We start from the raw sequence: 17691 nt of genomic DNA, 5'->3' as shown, positions 1-17691 counted from the left end.
TTTGTGTATATGAGTGAAAGAGAAAATGCAGCCAAAAAAGAGGCTACTGAAGATTGTGAGATTGAAGTTTTCTGGCTGTGGTTGAAGGAAGGGGATCGCTTAATTTATACGCTGGTTTGTCTTGCTGTTCTTTTAATGATTCTTTTTGCTGCTGGATACTATTTTGGTTTAGTTAAAGAGATTCCTGCTAATTTACCTATTGAGAAGGCTCGCGAGGCGCTTGGTCAGTTAGGTGATTTTTTCGGGGGAGTGCTTAACCCTTTATTTTCTGCCCTGACAATATTTCTTCTTTTAAGGTCAATATCGCAGCAGGATAAACAACTTAAGATATCTTCTAATGCTTTGGAAGTATCTGCAAATGAATTAGCTTTGTCTCGAGAGGAACTTTCTCTGACAAGGGATGAATTGAGAAAGTCTGCTGATGCACAAACGCAATCGGAGATCGCCCTAAGAACACAGGCTGAGGCGGCTATTCGAACTGCAGACATTAATACATCGACCTCATTGCTCAATTTTTATGCAAAATTAGCAAGCGAGAACACTGAATCGATTAATCGATTAGAGAAGAGAGTTGAGATTTTGAGGTTTCAATTAAGCAGAGATAAGGAAAAAATTAGTAAACTTGAGATGGCAATTGCGAATGCCAAATCTCTTGTGTCTACATCTGATACGGAGGCTCAGGTGCTTATTTTTAAAGAATCGATTGAGGAGTATGAAAGAGAATTAACGCCTTTGGAGAAAGAGCTTAAGTTGGCTCGTTCTAGAGAGGTTGATTTAATTGATCGGATGAACAAATTAGGTGTTGAGATGGACAATGTTTATGCGCAGCACTTAAATATTTCAATTGCAAAGGTTGATTAAATTACTTTATGCAAGTGCAGTGTCATTCTTAATGAAATTATAAGGTGCTATATGATTACCCTCGACCAACTCGAAGAAATGTTTGCCAGCATCCGTGACAACACCGACTGGGATTTATCCGCGCCGCTGTTGTGGGGCTATTTTTTTACTGCTGATCAAGACGAGCAGCTGACCGATGTGCTCCCGCTGCTTGAGGCGCAGGGCTATACCTTTGTTGATTTATTTATTCCGCAGCTCGACGCGGGCGAGCAGGAGTATTTTGTGCTGCATGTCGAAAAAGCCGAAGTGCATACCACGGCATCGCTGTTTGTGCGCAATGGTGAGCTGGCCGAGTTTGCGGCGCAACATGATTTGCGTAGTTATGACGGAATGGATGTCGGCCCGTTGGCGTAAGCTTGATCACACTGGGCATTAAAGGCTATCTTTGCGCTGCTGCGTTGATGTTTTTTGTTGTTTTTTTGGGTATGTCCATGCAGGTCTATTTGTAATTGAATTTGATGGATATACCTTTGTATGTTTGAATTGACTTTGATTCAGCCCACGCATTTAAAGCTCTGTTTTTCCGCTATTTTTCTATCTTAGCAATCGTTTATTTTCTTCTCTCAGTCTTAGATTAACGAACGTTAATGTAAGTCTATTGCCCGCCATCAGCGTTTTCCCTAGTATGTTCTGGTAGTGGTGTTTTTGCGCACTACAAAAAATAACCACTATAAAAAATCCCTTAAAAACAGGATGGATGAGAGAAAATGCAAACTCGATTTGTCATGCGCACGATTGCGCTCGGCATTTTTGTTGCTGCGGGCTCGGCCTCGGCGGCAAACTGTGCTGCGCCTTGGTCTAGCTCGACGGTGTACGCCAGTGGCGGTACGCTGGTCAGCCAAAATGGCCATAATTATTCAAACAAATGGTGGACTCAGGGCGACGACCCGAGCAAATCGGCCGAGTGGGGCGTGTGGGCTGATCAGGGCGTGTGTACCACGGGTTCGGCTACGCCAGCACCCACTGCAGTGGTAACGGCTGCGCCAACTATCATTCCTACGACCAGCCCAGCAGTAACGACAGCGCCTGCGACACCAACGCCGACAGCCAAACCGACTGCAACACCAGCAGTAACAACTCCACCAGCGGGTTCGTGTACCGTTTGGGCTGAGGGCGCAAACTATAAAGCCGGTGATGTGGTGAGCTACAAGGGCGCAACTTATACGGCACTGAGCGCGCACACGGCCTACGTCGGCGCGGGCTGGACGCCAGATACCACGCCAACACTGTGGAAAGTGGGCGGCGCTTGTGATGGCACCGTTGTCACGCCTACGGCCACGCCAGTTGTAACACCAACAGCGACACCAAAACCATCTGCATCTCCAAGTGCAACGCCTGTGGTGACTCCGACCGCGACGCCAGTTGGCCCAACGGCAACGCCGAGCATTACGCCAACGCCAAGCCCATCTGCGCCGCCAGTGGGCAATAATGATCAATGCCGTCCAGACGGTATGGTCAGCAGCGTGGCGAACGTGCCATATTGCTTGGCTTATGACACGAACGGCCGCGAAAAACTGGCTAATGGCTTGCAACGCCGCAATATTGGTTATTTCGCTAGCTGGCGTACCGGTAAAGACCCGAAACAGGGCGTTTACCTCGCCAACAATATTCCTTGGGCGAATATGACGCATATTAACTATGCGTTTGCGCACATCGATGGCAATAACAAGGTATCGGTGAATGCCGACGTAGCGGGCAATGAATCAACCGATATGACTTGGCCCAATGTGGCTGGTGCTGAAATGGACGCGACCTTGCCGTACAAAGGCCATTTCAATTTGTTGAACAAATACAAAAAACTGAACCCTGGCGTGAAAACCTTGGTGTCGATCGGCGGCTGGGCTGAAACCGGTGGCTACTTCGGCGCCGATGGCAAACGCGTGGCTTCAGGTGGCTTCTACGCGATGACGGTCAACGCCGATGGCACCGTGAACACCACGGGCATCAATACCTTCGTCGATTCGGTCGTCGCTTTCGTGCGCCAATACGGCTTTGACGGTGCGGATATTGATTACGAATATCCAACGACGATGGAAAACTCGGGTAACCCACTCGATTGGACTTTCGCTGCACCACGCCAAAAAGGTTTGCAAGAAGGCTATCGCGTTTTGATGCGCACGCTGCGTGAAAAACTCGACACCGCGGCGGTGGCCGATGGTAAGTACTACCAAATGACGGCGGCAGTGCCAGCGTCGGGCTACTTGCTGCGCGGTATGGAAAGCTACCAAGTGACCAAATACCTCGACTTCGTGAACGTGATGAGCTACGACTTGCACGGCACTTGGAACGAGTTTGTTGGCCCGAATGCGGCGCTGTTTGACGACGGTAAAGACGGCGAATTGGCGCGTTGGAGCGTTTACACTGACGCACAATACGGCGGCATTGGTTACCTGAATACCGATTGGGCTTATCGATACTACCGTGGGTCTATGCCTGCAGGCCGTATCAACGTTGGCGTTCCTTACTATACCCGTGGTTGGTCGAATGTGACTGGCGGCACAAATGGTCTATGGGGCACGGCTTCAACCAATACTTGTCCAGTGGGCGTAGAAGCTCCATGCGGTATCGGCGCCAAAGGCATCGACAATATCTGGTTTGACGTCGATGAAAAAGGCAGCGTCGAAGACGCCGGCTCGAATCCAATGTGGCACGCGAAAAACCTTGAGAAAGGCATCGCTGGTGATTACCTGAAAGACTGGGGCTTCACTGCTGCGGATCTGGTTGGCCAGTATGTCCGCTACTACGACGCGACCTTGGTGGCTCCATGGTTGTGGAACGATGCGAAGAAAGTATTCCTATCGACTGAAGATGAGCAATCAATGCAAGTCAAAGCCGATTGGATTATCAAAAACGGCATCGGCGGCGCGATGAACTGGGAATTGGCGGGCGACTACGATTGGGATGCTAACCGCACTAACCTGAACGGCAGCAAAGGCCAATACGTACCGGGCTCAACTTTAAGCCGCTTGCTGGCGGATAAATTCCGCAGCGCTACGCCATACGGCAACACGCGTGCGAAAACCGCAATGCCAGCGCAAGTGCTCGATATCACCGTTGAATTGACCAAGTTTGGCTTGGGTGACGCGGGTAATTACCCAATCACGCCAACGCTGCACATCGTCAACAACACCGGTGCAAAACTGCCAACGGGCTCGAAACTGACGTTCCAATACCCAGTTTCAGCGCCAGCAACAATGGCGGGTAGCGGCTTGACCATCGTGTCAACCGAGCACACCGGCAACACCATCGGCGGTTACAAAGGTGACTTCACCACCGTTGACGTCGCCTTGCCAGCGATGGCCGCCGGCGCGGTGAAAGACATTAAACTGGATTACAAACTGCCAATCTCTGGTCCACAAAACTTTGTGTTAACCATTAACGGCAAAACTTTTGCGACGAAACAAGAATTCCCGCAAAAACCAGTGGGTGCTTGGTAAGAGGGTATTGCGCTGTAGCTATTGATAAATAATAGCTGCAGCCAGATACCCAAAAAAATCCCGCATTGCAAAATGTGGGATTTTTTATTGTTAGCAAATGTTTAGGCCAGGCCCAAATCTTGCACCGTTAAATGCAAACGCAGATCGAACTCGTATTGCAGATAGTTCGGCTCCATATGCTGGCATAGCTGGTAAAACGCTTTGTTGTGCTCTTTTTCTTTGATGTGCGCGAGTTCGTGCACAACGATCATGCGCAAAAATTCAGGCGGCGTGTTTTTAAATAGCGTCGCGATGCGGATTTCATTTTTGCTTTTTAGCTTACCGCCTTGCACGCGCGCGATTTGCGTGTGTAGCCCGAGCGCATGATTGATTACGCTGATCTTGCTATCAAACCCCACCTTGGCCAGCGCCGGCGCGTTGCGAAAATATTCCGATTTTAATTCGCTGACATAGTCATACAGCGCCTTATCGGTCTGCACCTGATGCCGCGCCGGATATTTCTTCGCCAACATCGGCGCGAGCTGATTTTTGGCGATCAACTGCTGAACTTGTTCGACGAGCTGGGCAGGGTAGTGTGCGATGTATTTGAGTTGGTGCATGACAGATTGCTTGAGAAACTAAGCGGCTGATTTTACGTGAAATGGCCAAAGGGTCGAGCAAAAATAGATAAATGTTAGCTAGTAAGGGGTATTGCTATAAAGGTCTTATCTAAATTGCCTTTAACGGTAATACATCGATAAAAATTGCTTGGCACTTAAAACATTTGATACGAAGTGCGCGGATTGCACTGGGGCTTTTAAATCCCGTCCAAGCTGGCCGAGAGAGGCGCGAGACAAACTGTTTTATCGTTTGGCTCGCAACGAGCGAGGGAACGGCGGAGCCGCCAGCGCCTCGGGTCGCCTTCCTTTGCTTACTTTCCTTGGCGAAGCAAGGAAAGTAAGTCCCCGTCGCGGATTGCGACTGTAAAACAAGGTGCCGCAGGCACTAAAAATCAAATTACTTACTCGCGTGCGCCACCAGCACCATCACCGCGGCGGAGGCGAGCCGCGTTTTTACATCATCGGCGCGGCTGGTTAGCACGATCGGCACGCGCGCGCCGAGCACAATGCCGGCTGAGTCGGCGGCGGCGAAGTAGCTCATTTGCTTGGCGAGCATATTGCCCGCTTCAATGTCGGGCACGACCAAAATATCGGCTTGGCCGGCGACGGGCGAGTTGATTTTTTTTGTTTTGGCCGCGGCCATCGAAATGGCGTTATCAAACGCTAGCGGGCCATCCAAAATCGCGCCGTGGATTTGCCCGCGGTCGGCCATTTTGCACAGCAGCGCCGCGTCCATTGTCGAAGGCATTTTGTCGGTGACGGTTTCTACTGCTGAGAGCAGCGCGACTTTCGGGCAGGGGTTGCCCAAGATATGCGCCAAGTCGATCGCGTTTTGCGTGATGTCGGCCTTGGCCGCCAGCCCCGGCGCGATATTGATCGCCGCGTCGGTGACCAGCAGCGCGCGCTCGTAGGCAGGCACGTCCATCACAAACACATGGCTGATGCGGCGCGCGGTGCGCAGGCCGGTGGCCGAGCACATGACTTCGGACATCATTTCATCGGTGTGCAAGCTGCCTTTCATTAGCGCTTGCGCCTCGCCATTGCGGCATAGCTCGACGGCTTTTTGCGCCGAATTATGGCTGTGCTCTGCGCCGACGATGCGAACGCCTGTTAGATCTATGCCTTCGTTTTGCGCGACGGCGCGGATTTTGGCTTCGGGACCGACCAAGATTGGGATAATCAGTTTTTCATTCGCCGCCTGCATTGCGCCGAGTAGCGAATCGCGATCACACGGGTGGACGACGGCGGTCGGCACTGGCGCGAGCAGATCGGTTTTCTCGCGCAAATTGGCAAACACATGATGCGCGCGCAGCGTAAATTGCGGCGCTTCGGCGTATTCGCTGCGCTGGCTCACGGTCGGCGCGATCACCTGAATTGGCCCGCTGCACAGCAATTCGCCGTGCTGGTTTTCGCAATGCGCTTGCAGCGTGACAACCTTATTGCTGTCGTTTTTGCTGCTAACCGTTAAAGTCAGCGACAAAATATCGTCTTCTTCCACCCAGCCTTGCGATTGCAGCTGGTGCTGCTCAATTAAAGAGCCAGGGCCGGGAAAAGAATTGATCGCCGTTGCGGTTAGAAACAAAAAAATACCCGTGGCAGGTACTTTCACCACGCCCTCTATTTCTGTCTTTCCCGCCATCATACCCAGCATGTCTACGTCGCTACGGCGGACTAAATGTTGCCGATGGTATTGCTGGCCGATTTTTAAATCGGCAAAAAGTAGGTTTTCAGCGCTCATGATGCATCCTTTTCCGGTAAGTGGCTGGTGTCGCTTTCGCCACTAAACTGCAAAGCTAGCAATGTCGTCGTGTATAAGTCGTTGAGCAAAGGTTTGCGAACATGGCGGTGAAGCCGAAGATAGTACAAGTTGTACAGCGAGGCGAACCAACGCAGTACGCGAACTTTTGCTCGATGACTTAAGAGATAATGTTCATCCCGCCATCCACATAAAAAGTCGATCCGGTCAGGCGTTTGGCGCCGTCTGAGCACAGGAAAGCGGCGGCTGCGCCAACGTCGTCGATGTCGACCAATTCGCGCATCGGCGCGTTTTGCGAGGCTTGCGACAATAGCGCGTTAAACTCAGGAATACCGCTGGCGGCGCGCGTCATAATCGGGCCGGGCGACACGGCGTGAACGCGGATTTTTTTGCTGCCCAGCTCGTTCGCCAAATAGCGCACGCTGCTTTCCAGCGCGGCTTTCACCGGGCCCATAACGCCGTAGTTTTGTACGACGCGATCGGCGCCCAAATAGCTCATCGTTAGCAAAGTGCCGCCGCTAGTCATTAGCGGTTCGGCGAGCTTAGCCATGCGGATAAACGAATGGCACGACACGTCCATCGCCAGCGCAAAGCCTTGTGCCGAGCTATCGACGACGCGGCCGTGCAAATCATCTTTCAGCGCAAACGCGATCGAGTGCACGCCAATATCAAGGCGGCCCCAGGTTTTTTGGATTTCGCCAAAAACCGCTTCTAAATCGCCGTCTTCCTGCACATTGCATTTGAGCACGATGGCGGGGTCTAATTCTTCGAGCAGCGGGGCGATAAAGTCTTTGGTGCGATCGGTTTGGTAAGTAATCGCCAGTTGCACGCCTTGCGCTTTCAGCGCTTTGGCCACGCCGTAGGCGATTGAATTGGCGTTGGCCATGCCAACGATTAGCGCGTATTTGCCTGCGAGTTCTTGCGTCATTGTGTAGCCTCTTTTCATTCAATCAATGTTTTTCATCGCAACGAAAGCGATTAAGGCATTGAGCATGAAGGGCGTAGTGATGACACGCAATATTCAGCTCGTGGTAAAACGGCATGTTGCGATGCGATATTTATCCATGCTAATCCTTCATTGCCAATTGTGCAATGCAATAAATTGCCGGCGTGCCAGCTGAAAGGAAGGAAATGATTTACGGTTGTTTTGCCTATGGGTATTGCCTTGTAAGCCTTTGCAATTAATGCGCTTAAAAAGATACATGGCGATGTATCTACACTCCTTAATCTAACTCAGCTTGAAGGCGATTAGCGCTTGCCAGTTTGCACGCGGCATTGAATACTGCGCCGATATTAATGATGAGAACGCTCGTGTTTGCTGCCGCTTTTGCCGCCTTAATGGCGAACGACCCTGATGAGAAAATTGCGCTGCTGGCGCAGATTGACCCCGCCAACTTTGCAGCAGATCAGGAACAAGTGCTGCGCGTTGAAAACCCTGGCCGCCCGGCGCGGCCAGAATTAGTGCCGCCAGCGCAAGTGCCGCGCCGCAGTAATTTACGGCTGCCCGAGCATCGCGCCGCCTTGCTGCATGCGTTTGCGCATATTGAATTTAACGCGATTAATTTGGCGCTCGACGCGATTTATCGTTTTCGCAAGATGCCGCAGCAGTATTATGTTGATTGGCTGCGCGTCGCCAATGAAGAGGCTTACCATTTCAACCTGTTGCGCGAGCATTTGGCGAGCCTGGGTTTTCGCTATGGCGATTTTGAGGCGCACAATAGCTTGTGGGAAATGGCACTGCGTACCGACGCCGATGTAATGGCGCGCATGGCCTTGGTGCCGCGCATTTTAGAAGCGCGCGGGCTCGATGCCGTGCCGCCGCTGCGCGCCAAATTGGCCGCCGCGGGCGATATGCGCGCGTGCGAGATTATGGATATTATTTTGCGCGACGAAATCGGCCACGTACGCATCGGCAATCATTGGTATCGCTGGTGCTGCGAGCAACGCGGCCTTGAAGTGATTCCGACTTTTGTTGCGCTACTGCGCCAATACGACGCGCCAACGTTTCGTGGCGAGCTCAATCACTTGGCGCGGCTTGAGGCGGGTTTTAGCGAAGACGAGCTTGAGCTGATTGAGTCGCTTAAACTCTAGCGCTGCAGCGCAGGGCTGGGCTTTTCGGCTGCTTCGGCTTCATGATCATCGCGAAAGGCTTGTGCAATTTGGGCAAACTCGTCGGCCATTTGTAAAAACACATCGCACAGCGCGGGGTCAAAATGGCTGCCTCGCCCTTGGCGCATGATTTCAAGCGCTTTTTCATGGCTAAACGCTGGTTTGTAAACGCGTTTACTAATCAGCGCGTCATACACATCGGCGATCGCCATCAGCCGAGCCGAAAGCGGAATGGCTTCGCCTTTTAAACCTTGCGGGTAGCCGCTGCCATCCCATTTTTCCTGATGGCAATAGGCGATTTCGCGCGCATAGCGCAGGAAATCATTTTGGCCTTGCAACAGCGATTCGGCCCGCACAATCGCATCGCGCCCCAAAGTGGTATGCGTTTTCATGATTTCAAATTCAGCGTCGCTCAGCTTGCCCGGTTTGAGCAAAATATGGTCGGGAATGCCAACCTTGCCGATGTCATGCAGCGGCGCTGATTTGTACAATAACTCAATCAATTCATCGGTAAGCAGCGTATCGTAGGGCGCAATATTTTTTAATTTGAGCGCGAGGGCTTTCACATAGCGTTGCGTGCGCAAAATGTGATTGCCGGTTTCGTTGTCGCGTGTCTCGGCCAGTGAGGCCATCGCCATAATGGTAACGTCTTGCACGCATTGCACTTGGTGCGTGCGCAGTTGCACTTCTCGTTCCAAAAACACATTTTGATCGAGTAGAAAATCACGTGCGTGCTTGAGCGTGAGTTGCGTTGCGACGCGAGCGAGCAAAATCGGCGGGCTAATTGGTTTGGTAATGTAATCCACTGCGCCTAGTTCAAAGCCATGTGTTTCATCGTCCACTTCGCTGCGCGCGGTTAAAAAAATCACCGGAATATCTTGCGTACTGGGCTGGCGTTTAAGCTGCTGGCAAACGCTGTAGCCATCCATTTCCGGCATCATAATATCGAGCAAAATCAGATCGGGCGGGCTTGCTTGCGCCAGCGACAACGCCTGCATCCCACTGGTCGCGACGCGCACTTTATATAAATCTTTGAGCAGGGCGCTGACCAAGCGTAGGTTTTCTGGCGTGTCGTCGACGACCAAAATATCGGCTTTTTTCATGCTTACTCCTTCGCTAGCTTGGCAATTGCGAGTGCGGTCGGGAAGTCAAATTGGTGGATGGCACGTGAAAAGGCCTGGAACTGATCGGCGCTAAAACAGCTGGTCAGCGTGGCTTCATGTTCCAACAAATAATCGACTGCTTCGCTGTTTTGATCATTTAGTAATTCGCATAAATGCCTGAGTAGTACAAGATCAGCAGGTGCAGCGGCCTGAGCGGGGTTGGCTGCGGGGCTTGCGGCTTCAATCGCTAGAAACAGCGCTTGCAGATCTGCATCTAGCCGATCGAGTAAATCGGGATCGATGTGGTCTGCTTTTACTTGTTGCTCAAGCGCGGCGGCTTTTTCGGCAATCGCTTCAGCGCCCAAATTAGCCGCGGTGCCTTTAAGGGCATGCAATTGCTGCGCAAGTGCCAGCCAATTATGAGCTTGGGCCTGTGTGCGCAGTTGCTGGCAAGTGTTGCTATGGTGCTGGGCAAATTGCTGCAAAATATCAAGATACAAAGCTAATTTGCCATTCACCCGCTTGAGCCCCGCAACGGTGTTTAGCCCTGCAATGTGTAGCGTTGGTGCGGCTTGCGCTGCTGTAACTGGTGTAACAGGGCTTGAGTGAGCTGGCGCAGCACTCGCGTTTTTCCAGCGTTGCAGGGTCAGCAAAAACACTTCGGGGTCGATCGGTTTGCTCACATGATCATTCATGCCTGCCGCAACGCAGCGTTGACGCTCTTCTTCGAGTGCGTGTGCCGTCATTGCGATAATGGGTAAATCGCTAAACCGTGCTTGCGCGCGAATAATCCGGCTGGCTTCAAAACCATCCATCACCGGCATTTGCACATCCATTAGAACGGCATCAAAACTCAGAATGGGGTTACCCAACAGTAAATCGACTGCCGCTTTGCCATGGCCTGCCACCGTGACCGTTGCACCTGCTTCGCTCAGTAATTCAACGGCGATTTGCTGGTTGATTTCATTGTCTTCTACCAGCAGCAGTCGCATACCGCTTAACATATCAGGGCGTATGGCGGAGTCGGCTTGCTGCGCTTGGGCAAAACTTGGCCCGCCGTAGACTTCACTGAGGCAATCGACCAAGGTTGATTGCGTGAGGGGTTTATACAGCGTGCGTTTCAGTTCTAACTCAGCCAAGGATTGGATGGAGTGTTCAGCGTCGCCGAGCGAGGTCATCAGCGCAATCGGCGTGTGGCGATGGGCGGGTAGGGCGCGGATTTGGCGTGCGGTGGCTTCGCCACTCAGACCCGGCATGACCCAATCGAGCAAGACCAAGTTGAAGTCGGTTTGCTGTTGCAGCAGCGTCAGCGCCGCCTCGCCGCTCTCGACCGCGTGGGCTTGAATCCCTGCTTGTTGCAGCATATCGAGCACAACGCGGCGCACCGCATGATGATCGTCCACCAGCAAAACTTTGGCATTGGCGAGCGAGAGTGCTGGCTCAGCCGTGCTTGGCAAGGCGACACCTAATTGCGCGGTAAAACTAAACACCGAACCCAAGCCTTCGACGCTTTCGACAAAAATCTCGCCCTGCATCGCCTCAACAATGCGTTTACTGATGGTCAACCCCAGACCAGTTCCGCCGTATTTGCGCGTGGTTGAGCCGTCCGCTTGCGTAAAGGGCTGAAAGAGTCGGCTTTTTTGCGCAGGCGTCATACCGATGCCTGAGTCTTTGATCGAGAATTTCAGCGTGACCGCATTATCCGTTTGGCCCACGAATTCAATCTGCAATTCAACCTGACCGCGCTCGGTAAATTTGACTGCATTGTTGACCAAATTGATCAGCACTTGCCCCAGCCGCAGCGGGTCGCCATTCAGCGTACGCGGTACGTCATGCGCCACTTGCATCAGGTATTCAAGCCCTTTGTCGTGCGTGCGCCCTGCGGTGACGGTGGCGACTTTATTGAGTACATCGTCGAGTTTGAATTCGATGGCCTCTAGTTCGAGCTTGCCTGCTTCAACTTTGGAGTAATCCAAAATATCGTTAATGATGCCCAAGAGCGAAGTGGCCGCGCCGTGAACTTTATTGATGTAGTCGCGTTGTTTTACGGTGAGCTCGGTTTTCAGCGCCAAATACGACATGCCAATAATCGCATTCATTGGCGTGCGAATTTCGTGGCTCATATTGGCTAAGAATTCGCTTTTGGCGATGGTTGCTGCTTCGGCACGTTCTTTGGCGAGGCGCAGCTCTTCTTCGGCGATATTGCGGCTTTCATTGGTCAACACAATCCACCACGTGGCAATACACGACAGCACGGCCAAACCAAAAAAAACCCGAATCGCGTATTCATCAAATTGCAAACGCAGTGCTGAATCAAATTGGCTCATTGCCACGGGCAAGGTCATCCACAGGATGAGTGCAATCAGCCCGCTCATCACCAACCAAACTAGCGCAAAATTAGCGATACGGGTGACGGTACGTTCCTGTAGCTCTTTACGCAGAATGAATTGCAGCACATACCCCATGTATTCGCGATAGTAATCCAGCGTGTTTTTGATTTTGGGTTTGCACATATCGTGGCAATTGGATTCGAGTGTGCAACACAAAGAGCAAATCGGTGCTTGGTGAAATGGGCAGTAAGCCGAATCGGTTTCGGCGTAATGGTGATCGCACACGCCACACTGAATCAAAATATCCGAGCGCTGGCGGTATTGGGTTTGGCGCGCAATGTAGTAGCGGCCTTGCGTTAATTTGGCGATGATGGGGGGTAAAACAAAGCTGACCACCGCGGCAATCAGCCAGGCATAAGCTTGCGCGTAATCGCCTAATAGGCCGCTAAAAGCAATCGTTGATAACACCGAGGCAATGATCACACTCATCACGCCAACGGGGTTGAAATTAAACAAATGCGCGCGTTTAAACTCGATAATCGGCGGGCTTAAACCAAGGGGCTTATTGATTGCCAAGTCCGACACCACCGCACAAGTCCACGCCACGGCGATATTGGAATACATCCCCAACACATTATTAATCGCCGCAAATAGGTCGAGCTCCATCAGCAGCAGGGCAATCGCGCTATTGAATACCAGCCAAACGACGCGCCCCGGGTGCGAATGTGTGATGCGCGAAAAGAAATTCGACCACGCGAGCGAGCCAGCGTAGGCGTTGGTCACATTGACTTTCATTTCGGAAATGATCACAAAGATCGTGGTAATCAGCAGCGCGGTAGCTGGGTTGGCGAGGATATATTGAAAAGCGTGGTTAAAAATTTGCACCGGCTCTTTAGCATCCGCAATCGCAACACCAGCCAGCACCGCGCTGGCCGCCAAGAGCACCCCGCCTAATTGTTTGATAAACGCAATCACCACCCAACCCGGGCCGCCCAGCAGCATATTGGCCCACCAATTGATATCACGTTTGGATTTTTGCTCGGGCATGAAACGCAAGTAATCAACTTGCTCGCCAATCTGGGCAATCAAGGCAAAAGCGATGCCGGCCGCAATACCGAAATTGAGCCAATCAAACTCATTCGATTTGCTCACTTGCCCGGCAAAACTGCCTAGCTGCGACAGTGCTGCGGGGTCTTTTACTAGGACAAAAGCAAATGGCAGGATCATCAGTACGATCCAAATCAGCTGCGTCGCTTGATGAAAGCGATTGATTGCGGTAACGCCATAAAACACGATGGGAATGACAACCACCGCGCAAATTAAATAGCCCAACCACAAGGGTATGTCCCAGCACAGCTTGAGCGCCTGCGCCATGATTGCCGATTCAAAGGCGAGAAAAATAAAGCAAAACGATGCGTAAATCAGCGAAGTAAACGTCGAACCCACATAGCCAAAACCCGATGCGCGGGTCAGCAAATCCATATCGATATTGTATTTGGCCGCGTAATGGCAAATGGGCAGGCCGACGATAAATATCACAATCGCGGCAAAAATCAGCGCCGACATCGCATTGGCAAAGCCAAAATCAAGCAAGAGCAGCGCACCAATGGCCTCGTACGAGAGCGCCGAATTGGTACCGATCATCGTGTGGCCGATTACATTGGGCGACCATTTGCGAAAGCTCGCAGGCGAATACCGCAGCGCGTAGTCTTCAATCGATTCGTCGGCAACCCATTGGTTGTATTGCCGCCTGATTTTTTCAACGCCATTGGATTGCATCAATTTCCCCTGCTGATTGCTCAAATCAGCATAGACACTGGGGAAAGAAATATCGATTTTCTAACTCAAAGTCTTCAGCTCAACCCTCAGCCTGAAGTGAGTACAAATTGGCCTTGCTTATAAATTCGTACTGATGATTTGCGCCAAGCGCGTAATCGAATACGCACCGCCATTAGTCCACACCGCGGGCAGGGCGCGCACACGCTGCTGTTTAACTACGGGCAAAGCCTGCCACAGCGCACTGCGCTCTAGCTCGGCTTGGCGGTCAAACGGCGCGATATGCAGCAAGAGCCCGTGATTGACTGCGGCCAGATCGGGCAATTTGCGCAAGCGTGTTCCCCACGCGCTGCGCGCTTGCGGGCAGGCGTTGCGCAGGCCGAGCGCCCGCATCGCCGCTTCGGGCATTGAGTTCTCGCCATACACCCAAAAACTACTCGGCGAAGCGAAGCGCACAATGCACACAGCAGGCGGCTGTGCGCCAAATCGCCGCGTAATTGCGCTGCGCAGTTTCGCCAAAGCCTGCTGTTGTTTCGCTAAAAAAGCTTCATGCTGCGGCAGGCGATTGAGCATTTGTGCCAATTGCCGCTGCAGTTTTTCAGCGGCTTGCGCATTATCGTGCTCGGCGCTGAATGCTTCTAAAACCAACGTCGGCGCGATTTTTTCCAGCGTGGTTTTCATGCCGGCCAGCGATGGGTTGATGATAATCAGATCGGGTTTAAGCGCGTACATCCGCTCTAAATTAGGCTCGAGCCGACTGCCCGCGTCGAGCACGCTAGCAGGCAGCGCCGGTTGCACGACCCATTGCTGGTAATCGTTGCGATCGGCAATCGCAATCGGTGTGACTCCTAAGGTTAATAAATACTCGGTCGCTTCCCAACTCAAGGCGATCACGCGTTGGGGCGCTGCGTGCGCGACACCGCTGAGCACTAGGCAAAAAAGTAGTGCGATGATTTTCATGTTCGACTCCGCGCTGAAGTCAGCAGCGCCAGTAGTAATAAAGTGCCGCATGCGAAAGAGCCCAAAGCGCCAACGGGGAGCTGGCTAGGGTAAAACACCGCGCGGCTGGCCAAATCAGCAATGCCGAGCATCACCGCGCCAAGCAAGGTAGCTAGTAGTAGTTGCGTAGCAATGCGCCGCGCGCCCAGTTGCAAGGCCAGCTGCGGCAAGACCAGACCAATAAAGGCCAAAGGGCCAAACTGGCTGCTGATCACCAAACTTAAAGCGCCAGCGAGCAAGAGCAAGAAGCTGCGCGCCCGCGTGACATTGAGCCCCGCTGCTCGCGCCAATGGCTCGCCCAGCGCAAAAAGCGTTAGCACGCGAGCTGCGAATAAAGTTAGCAAGGACAGCAGCACGACGAGTAGCAGCAAAGTTAGCGCTTGCGCGCCGGTGGTGTGATAGGTCGAGCCGGCCAACCAGTTCAGCAATTGAAAACTGTCGTTATTGCCCTGCGCTAGCACGAATTGCAGCACGGCTTCTAAAAAGGACGACAGGCCAATGCCCAGCAAAATCAGCCGCGCCGGGCTTTGGCGTGGCGCTAGCCAGCACAGCGCAAGTAAAACCAGCGCCGCGCCCGACGCTGAAAATAGCCACGGCGAGAAGCTTGACCCCAGCAATAGGCCGAACAACATCCCCAAGCTCGCGCCCGACGAAATACCGAGTAAATCGGGGCTGGCGAGTGGATTATTCAACAGCCTTTGCAAAATCAGCCCGGCGACTGCCAAACCCATTCCGGCTGCGCACGCGGCGAGCAGGCGTGGCCAGCGTAAATCCCATAATTGCGCATCCGGCCATGCAATCGTCCAGTTGCCCAGTTCGTCGCGCCCGGTTAGCGCGCACAGCGCTAAAACAGTGAGCGCAATCGAGAGATAAACCGGCAGCGGCCAAGCTTGGCGCGTTTTTTTCTCGCGCGGCATCACCGTTACGCCGTCGGCGATGCTTTGCTTTAAACACAGCCAAATCAGCAGCGGGGCGCCAATTAAACCCGCCGCGGCGCTGCTGGGCAAAATATCGGGCAAGATGCTGGATACATACATCGCCAGTGTATCGGCCAGTAGCAAAGTCATCATGCCCAGTAGCGCGGCATACCTCATGTTCTCGGCCGGTTTTGCCGCGCCAATCAGCCTTGCCAAGGCTGGTGCGAGCAGGCTAACAAAGCCGATTAAGCCCACCGCGGCAATCGCCAAGCCATTGAGCCACAGCGCAAGTAAGGATGCGGCAAGACCCACACGCAACACATTTAAACCCGCCGCAGCCGCAGCCGCATTGCCCAATTGCAGCAAATGCAATGGTCGGCATAATAGCGGCAACAGTAATAGAGCGGGCAAGAGGCGCGGCAGCAGCCATTGCACCCAATACCAATCGTTTTGCGCCAAATCGCCCGCGCCCCACACCAAGAGCGAACGGCTGTATTGATCGTTCATCATCACGGCAATACTGGCGATGCTGCCGAGCAGTAAATTAAGCGCCGTGCCTGCTAGCAGTGCACTGAGGCCATGCAATTGCCGCCAGCCAGCCAGCACGCCGACCAGCATAAAAGCAACTAAGCTGCCGCCCAGTGCTAACCATTCGAGCGGTATCGTCCAGCTGGGGGCAAAAATGCCGCCCAATACAATCGCGCACCACGCGCCGGCCGAGATGCCCAAGGTCATTGGCGAGGCGAGCGGGTTTTGCGTTAGTAGCTGCAGCAGGCAGCCTGAGAGTGCCATCGCCGCGCCGAGCAATAGCGCCAATACCGTGCGCGGCAGATGCGCGTTCAGAAAAATAATTTCGTCGATGTTGCTCGATTGCGCCGATGTGATCGCCTGCCATTGCTGCGCGATGCTGAGCGGCGTGGCCAGTTGCAAATGAACGACGGCGAGCACGAGCGTCAGCACGCCCAAGCTCAGTAAAGATGGTTTTTTCATGCGACGACCGCCACGGCGTGTTTGCCCTCGCGCGGCAAAATATCAAGGTCTATGCCGTATAAATCGCTGAGCGCCGGGTGCGTGAGCAAGTTTACTGGCGTGCCGTCAAACCAAATCGTGCCGCGCTGCAGCGCGATAATCCGGTCGGCGTAACGCAGCGCCAGATTTAAATCGTGCAAAATCGCGATCACCGCACAGGATTGCTTGGCCACTTGCGCGCGCAGCAGATTCATTAATTGATATTGATGCGCCAAATCGAGCGCCGAGCTGGGCTCGTCGAGCAGCAGCATTTTGGCGTTTTGCGCCAACAGCATCGCCAGCCACGCGCGCTGGCGCTCGCCGCCGGAAATCTCGTCCAAAGCATGCTGCGCCAAATGCGCGACGTCGGTGTCGTCCATCGATTGCGCAATCGCCTGCCTATCGTCGCTCTGCCAGCGCTGCAACCAGCCGCGCCACGCAAAACGCCCCAACTCGACCAATTCGCGCACTTGCATTAACGCCGGTTGCGGGATTTGCTGCGGCATATACGCAATGTGTTTGGCCAGCTCGCGCGGCGCAAAAGCATGTACTAAATGATGATTAAACAGCACTTGCCCCTGATCGGGTTTGAGCTGGCCGGCGAGCATTTTGAGTAAAGTCGACTTGCCCGAGCCATTGTGCCCAAGCACGACGGTCAGCCCGTGCGCGGGCAGCGTTAACTCGTCGATTTGCAATAGCGTTCGGGTATTGCGGCTTAGTTTTACGTCGCGAAGTTGGTACATGATTTAGGTCTTTG

At 53.0% G+C, this 17691-nt stretch carries 12 protein-coding genes; 4 read left to right on the top strand and 8 right to left on the bottom strand.

The features are described 5' to 3' along the window. Window positions 1-9 precede the first annotated feature (9 nt). The 3 genes from NT239_05235 (at window position 10) to NT239_05225 (ending at window position 4337) form a co-directional block, all read left to right on the top strand. Entirely contained in the window at window positions 10-861 is an 852-nt protein-coding gene (locus tag NT239_05235) for a hypothetical protein (protein XGA72250.1), read from the top strand. 51 nt (window positions 862-912) lie between these two features. Further along, window positions 913-1254 (top strand): ribonuclease E inhibitor RraB, encoded by a 342-nt coding sequence (locus NT239_05230; protein ID XGA72249.1) that lies wholly within the window; start codon window positions 913-915, stop codon window positions 1252-1254. 353 nt (window positions 1255-1607) lie between these two features. After that, window positions 1608-4337 (top strand): glycosyl hydrolase family 18 protein, encoded by a 2730-nt coding sequence (locus NT239_05225; protein XGA72248.1) that lies wholly within the window; start codon window positions 1608-1610, stop codon window positions 4335-4337. Window positions 4338-4438: 101 nt separating this feature from the next. Here NT239_05225 and NT239_05220 read toward each other — a convergent pair whose 3' ends face one another. The 3 genes from NT239_05220 to fabI all read right to left on the bottom strand — a co-directional run bounded on the left by NT239_05220 (window position 4439) and on the right by fabI (window position 7620). Next, a complete protein-coding gene (locus tag NT239_05220) occupies window positions 4439-4936 on the bottom strand; it encodes a M48 family metallopeptidase (protein ID XGA72247.1) in 498 nt (165 codons plus the stop codon). Window positions 4937-5333: 397 nt separating this feature from the next. Continuing rightward, window positions 5334-6674, bottom strand: a complete 1341-nt coding sequence (locus NT239_05215; protein ID XGA72246.1) for a bifunctional enoyl-CoA hydratase/phosphate acetyltransferase — start codon at window positions 6672-6674, stop codon at window positions 5334-5336. Window positions 6675-6852: 178 nt separating this feature from the next. Continuing rightward, window positions 6853-7620: an enoyl-ACP reductase FabI gene (gene fabI, locus NT239_05210; protein XGA72245.1), complete on the bottom strand. Its 768-nt coding sequence runs from the start codon at window positions 7618-7620 to the stop codon at window positions 6853-6855. A gap of 371 nt (window positions 7621-7991) precedes the next feature. On the opposite strand from fabI, the gene NT239_05205 reads away from it, so the two are divergent. Beyond that, entirely contained in the window at window positions 7992-8783 is a 792-nt protein-coding gene (locus NT239_05205; protein ID XGA72774.1) for a ferritin-like domain-containing protein, read from the top strand. Here NT239_05205 and NT239_05200 read toward each other — a convergent pair. From NT239_05200 to NT239_05180, 5 genes are all read right to left on the bottom strand, one after another. Beyond that, entirely contained in the window at window positions 8780-9904 is a 1125-nt protein-coding gene (locus NT239_05200) for a two-component system response regulator (GenBank protein XGA72244.1), read from the bottom strand. The genes NT239_05205 and NT239_05200 overlap by 4 nt on opposite strands. A gap of 2 nt (window positions 9905-9906) precedes the next feature. Continuing rightward, window positions 9907-14013 (bottom strand): response regulator, encoded by a 4107-nt coding sequence (locus tag NT239_05195; protein ID XGA72243.1) that lies wholly within the window; start codon window positions 14011-14013, stop codon window positions 9907-9909. Window positions 14014-14130: 117 nt separating this feature from the next. Continuing rightward, window positions 14131-14970, bottom strand: coding sequence for an iron-siderophore ABC transporter substrate-binding protein (locus NT239_05190; GenBank protein ID XGA72242.1), 840 nt, complete (start codon window positions 14968-14970; stop codon window positions 14131-14133). Continuing rightward, window positions 14967-16916, bottom strand: coding sequence for a Fe(3+)-hydroxamate ABC transporter permease FhuB (gene fhuB, locus NT239_05185; GenBank protein XGA72241.1), 1950 nt, complete (start codon window positions 16914-16916; stop codon window positions 14967-14969). Before fhuB ends, NT239_05190 begins: the two co-directional genes overlap by 4 nt. After that, a complete protein-coding gene (locus NT239_05180) occupies window positions 16913-17677 on the bottom strand; it encodes an ABC transporter ATP-binding protein (GenBank protein XGA72240.1) in 765 nt (254 codons plus the stop codon). The genes fhuB and NT239_05180 overlap by 4 nt, the downstream gene beginning before the upstream one ends. Window positions 17678-17691: the final 14 nt, after the last annotated feature.

This window comes from Chitinibacter sp. SCUT-21, from assembly GCA_041874755.1.
Lineage (GTDB): Bacteria > Pseudomonadota > Gammaproteobacteria > Burkholderiales > Chitinibacteraceae > Chitinibacter.
The sequence above is the reverse complement of the archived record's forward strand: the minus strand, read 5'-3'. Positions and strand labels throughout refer to the sequence as shown.

What these genes read in the sequence shown, in the direction of transcription:
- NT239_05180 (XGA72240.1), bottom strand. Translation starts at nt 17,677, where the DNA reads ATGTACCAACTTCGCGACGTAAAACTAAGCCGCAATACCCGAACGCTA.
- NT239_05190 (XGA72242.1), bottom strand. Translation starts at nt 14,970, where the DNA reads ATGAAAATCATCGCACTACTTTTTTGCCTAGTGCTCAGCGGTGTCGCG.
- NT239_05200 (XGA72244.1), bottom strand. Translation starts at nt 9,904, where the DNA reads ATGAAAAAAGCCGATATTTTGGTCGTCGACGACACGCCAGAAAACCTA.
- NT239_05215 (XGA72246.1), bottom strand. Translation starts at nt 6,674, where the DNA reads ATGAGCGCTGAAAACCTACTTTTTGCCGATTTAAAAATCGGCCAGCAA.
- NT239_05195 (XGA72243.1), bottom strand. Translation starts at nt 14,013, where the DNA reads ATGCAATCCAATGGCGTTGAAAAAATCAGGCGGCAATACAACCAATGG.
- NT239_05230 (XGA72249.1), top strand. Translation starts at nt 913, where the DNA reads ATGATTACCCTCGACCAACTCGAAGAAATGTTTGCCAGCATCCGTGAC.
- fhuB (XGA72241.1), bottom strand. Translation starts at nt 16,916, where the DNA reads ATGAAAAAACCATCTTTACTGAGCTTGGGCGTGCTGACGCTCGTGCTC.
- NT239_05220 (XGA72247.1), bottom strand. Translation starts at nt 4,936, where the DNA reads ATGCACCAACTCAAATACATCGCACACTACCCTGCCCAGCTCGTCGAA.
- fabI (XGA72245.1), bottom strand. Translation starts at nt 7,620, where the DNA reads ATGACGCAAGAACTCGCAGGCAAATACGCGCTAATCGTTGGCATGGCC.
- NT239_05225 (XGA72248.1), top strand. Translation starts at nt 1,608, where the DNA reads ATGCAAACTCGATTTGTCATGCGCACGATTGCGCTCGGCATTTTTGTT.
- NT239_05235 (XGA72250.1), top strand. Translation starts at nt 10, where the DNA reads ATGAGTGAAAGAGAAAATGCAGCCAAAAAAGAGGCTACTGAAGATTGT.
- NT239_05205 (XGA72774.1), top strand. Translation starts at nt 7,992, where the DNA reads ATGAGAACGCTCGTGTTTGCTGCCGCTTTTGCCGCCTTAATGGCGAAC.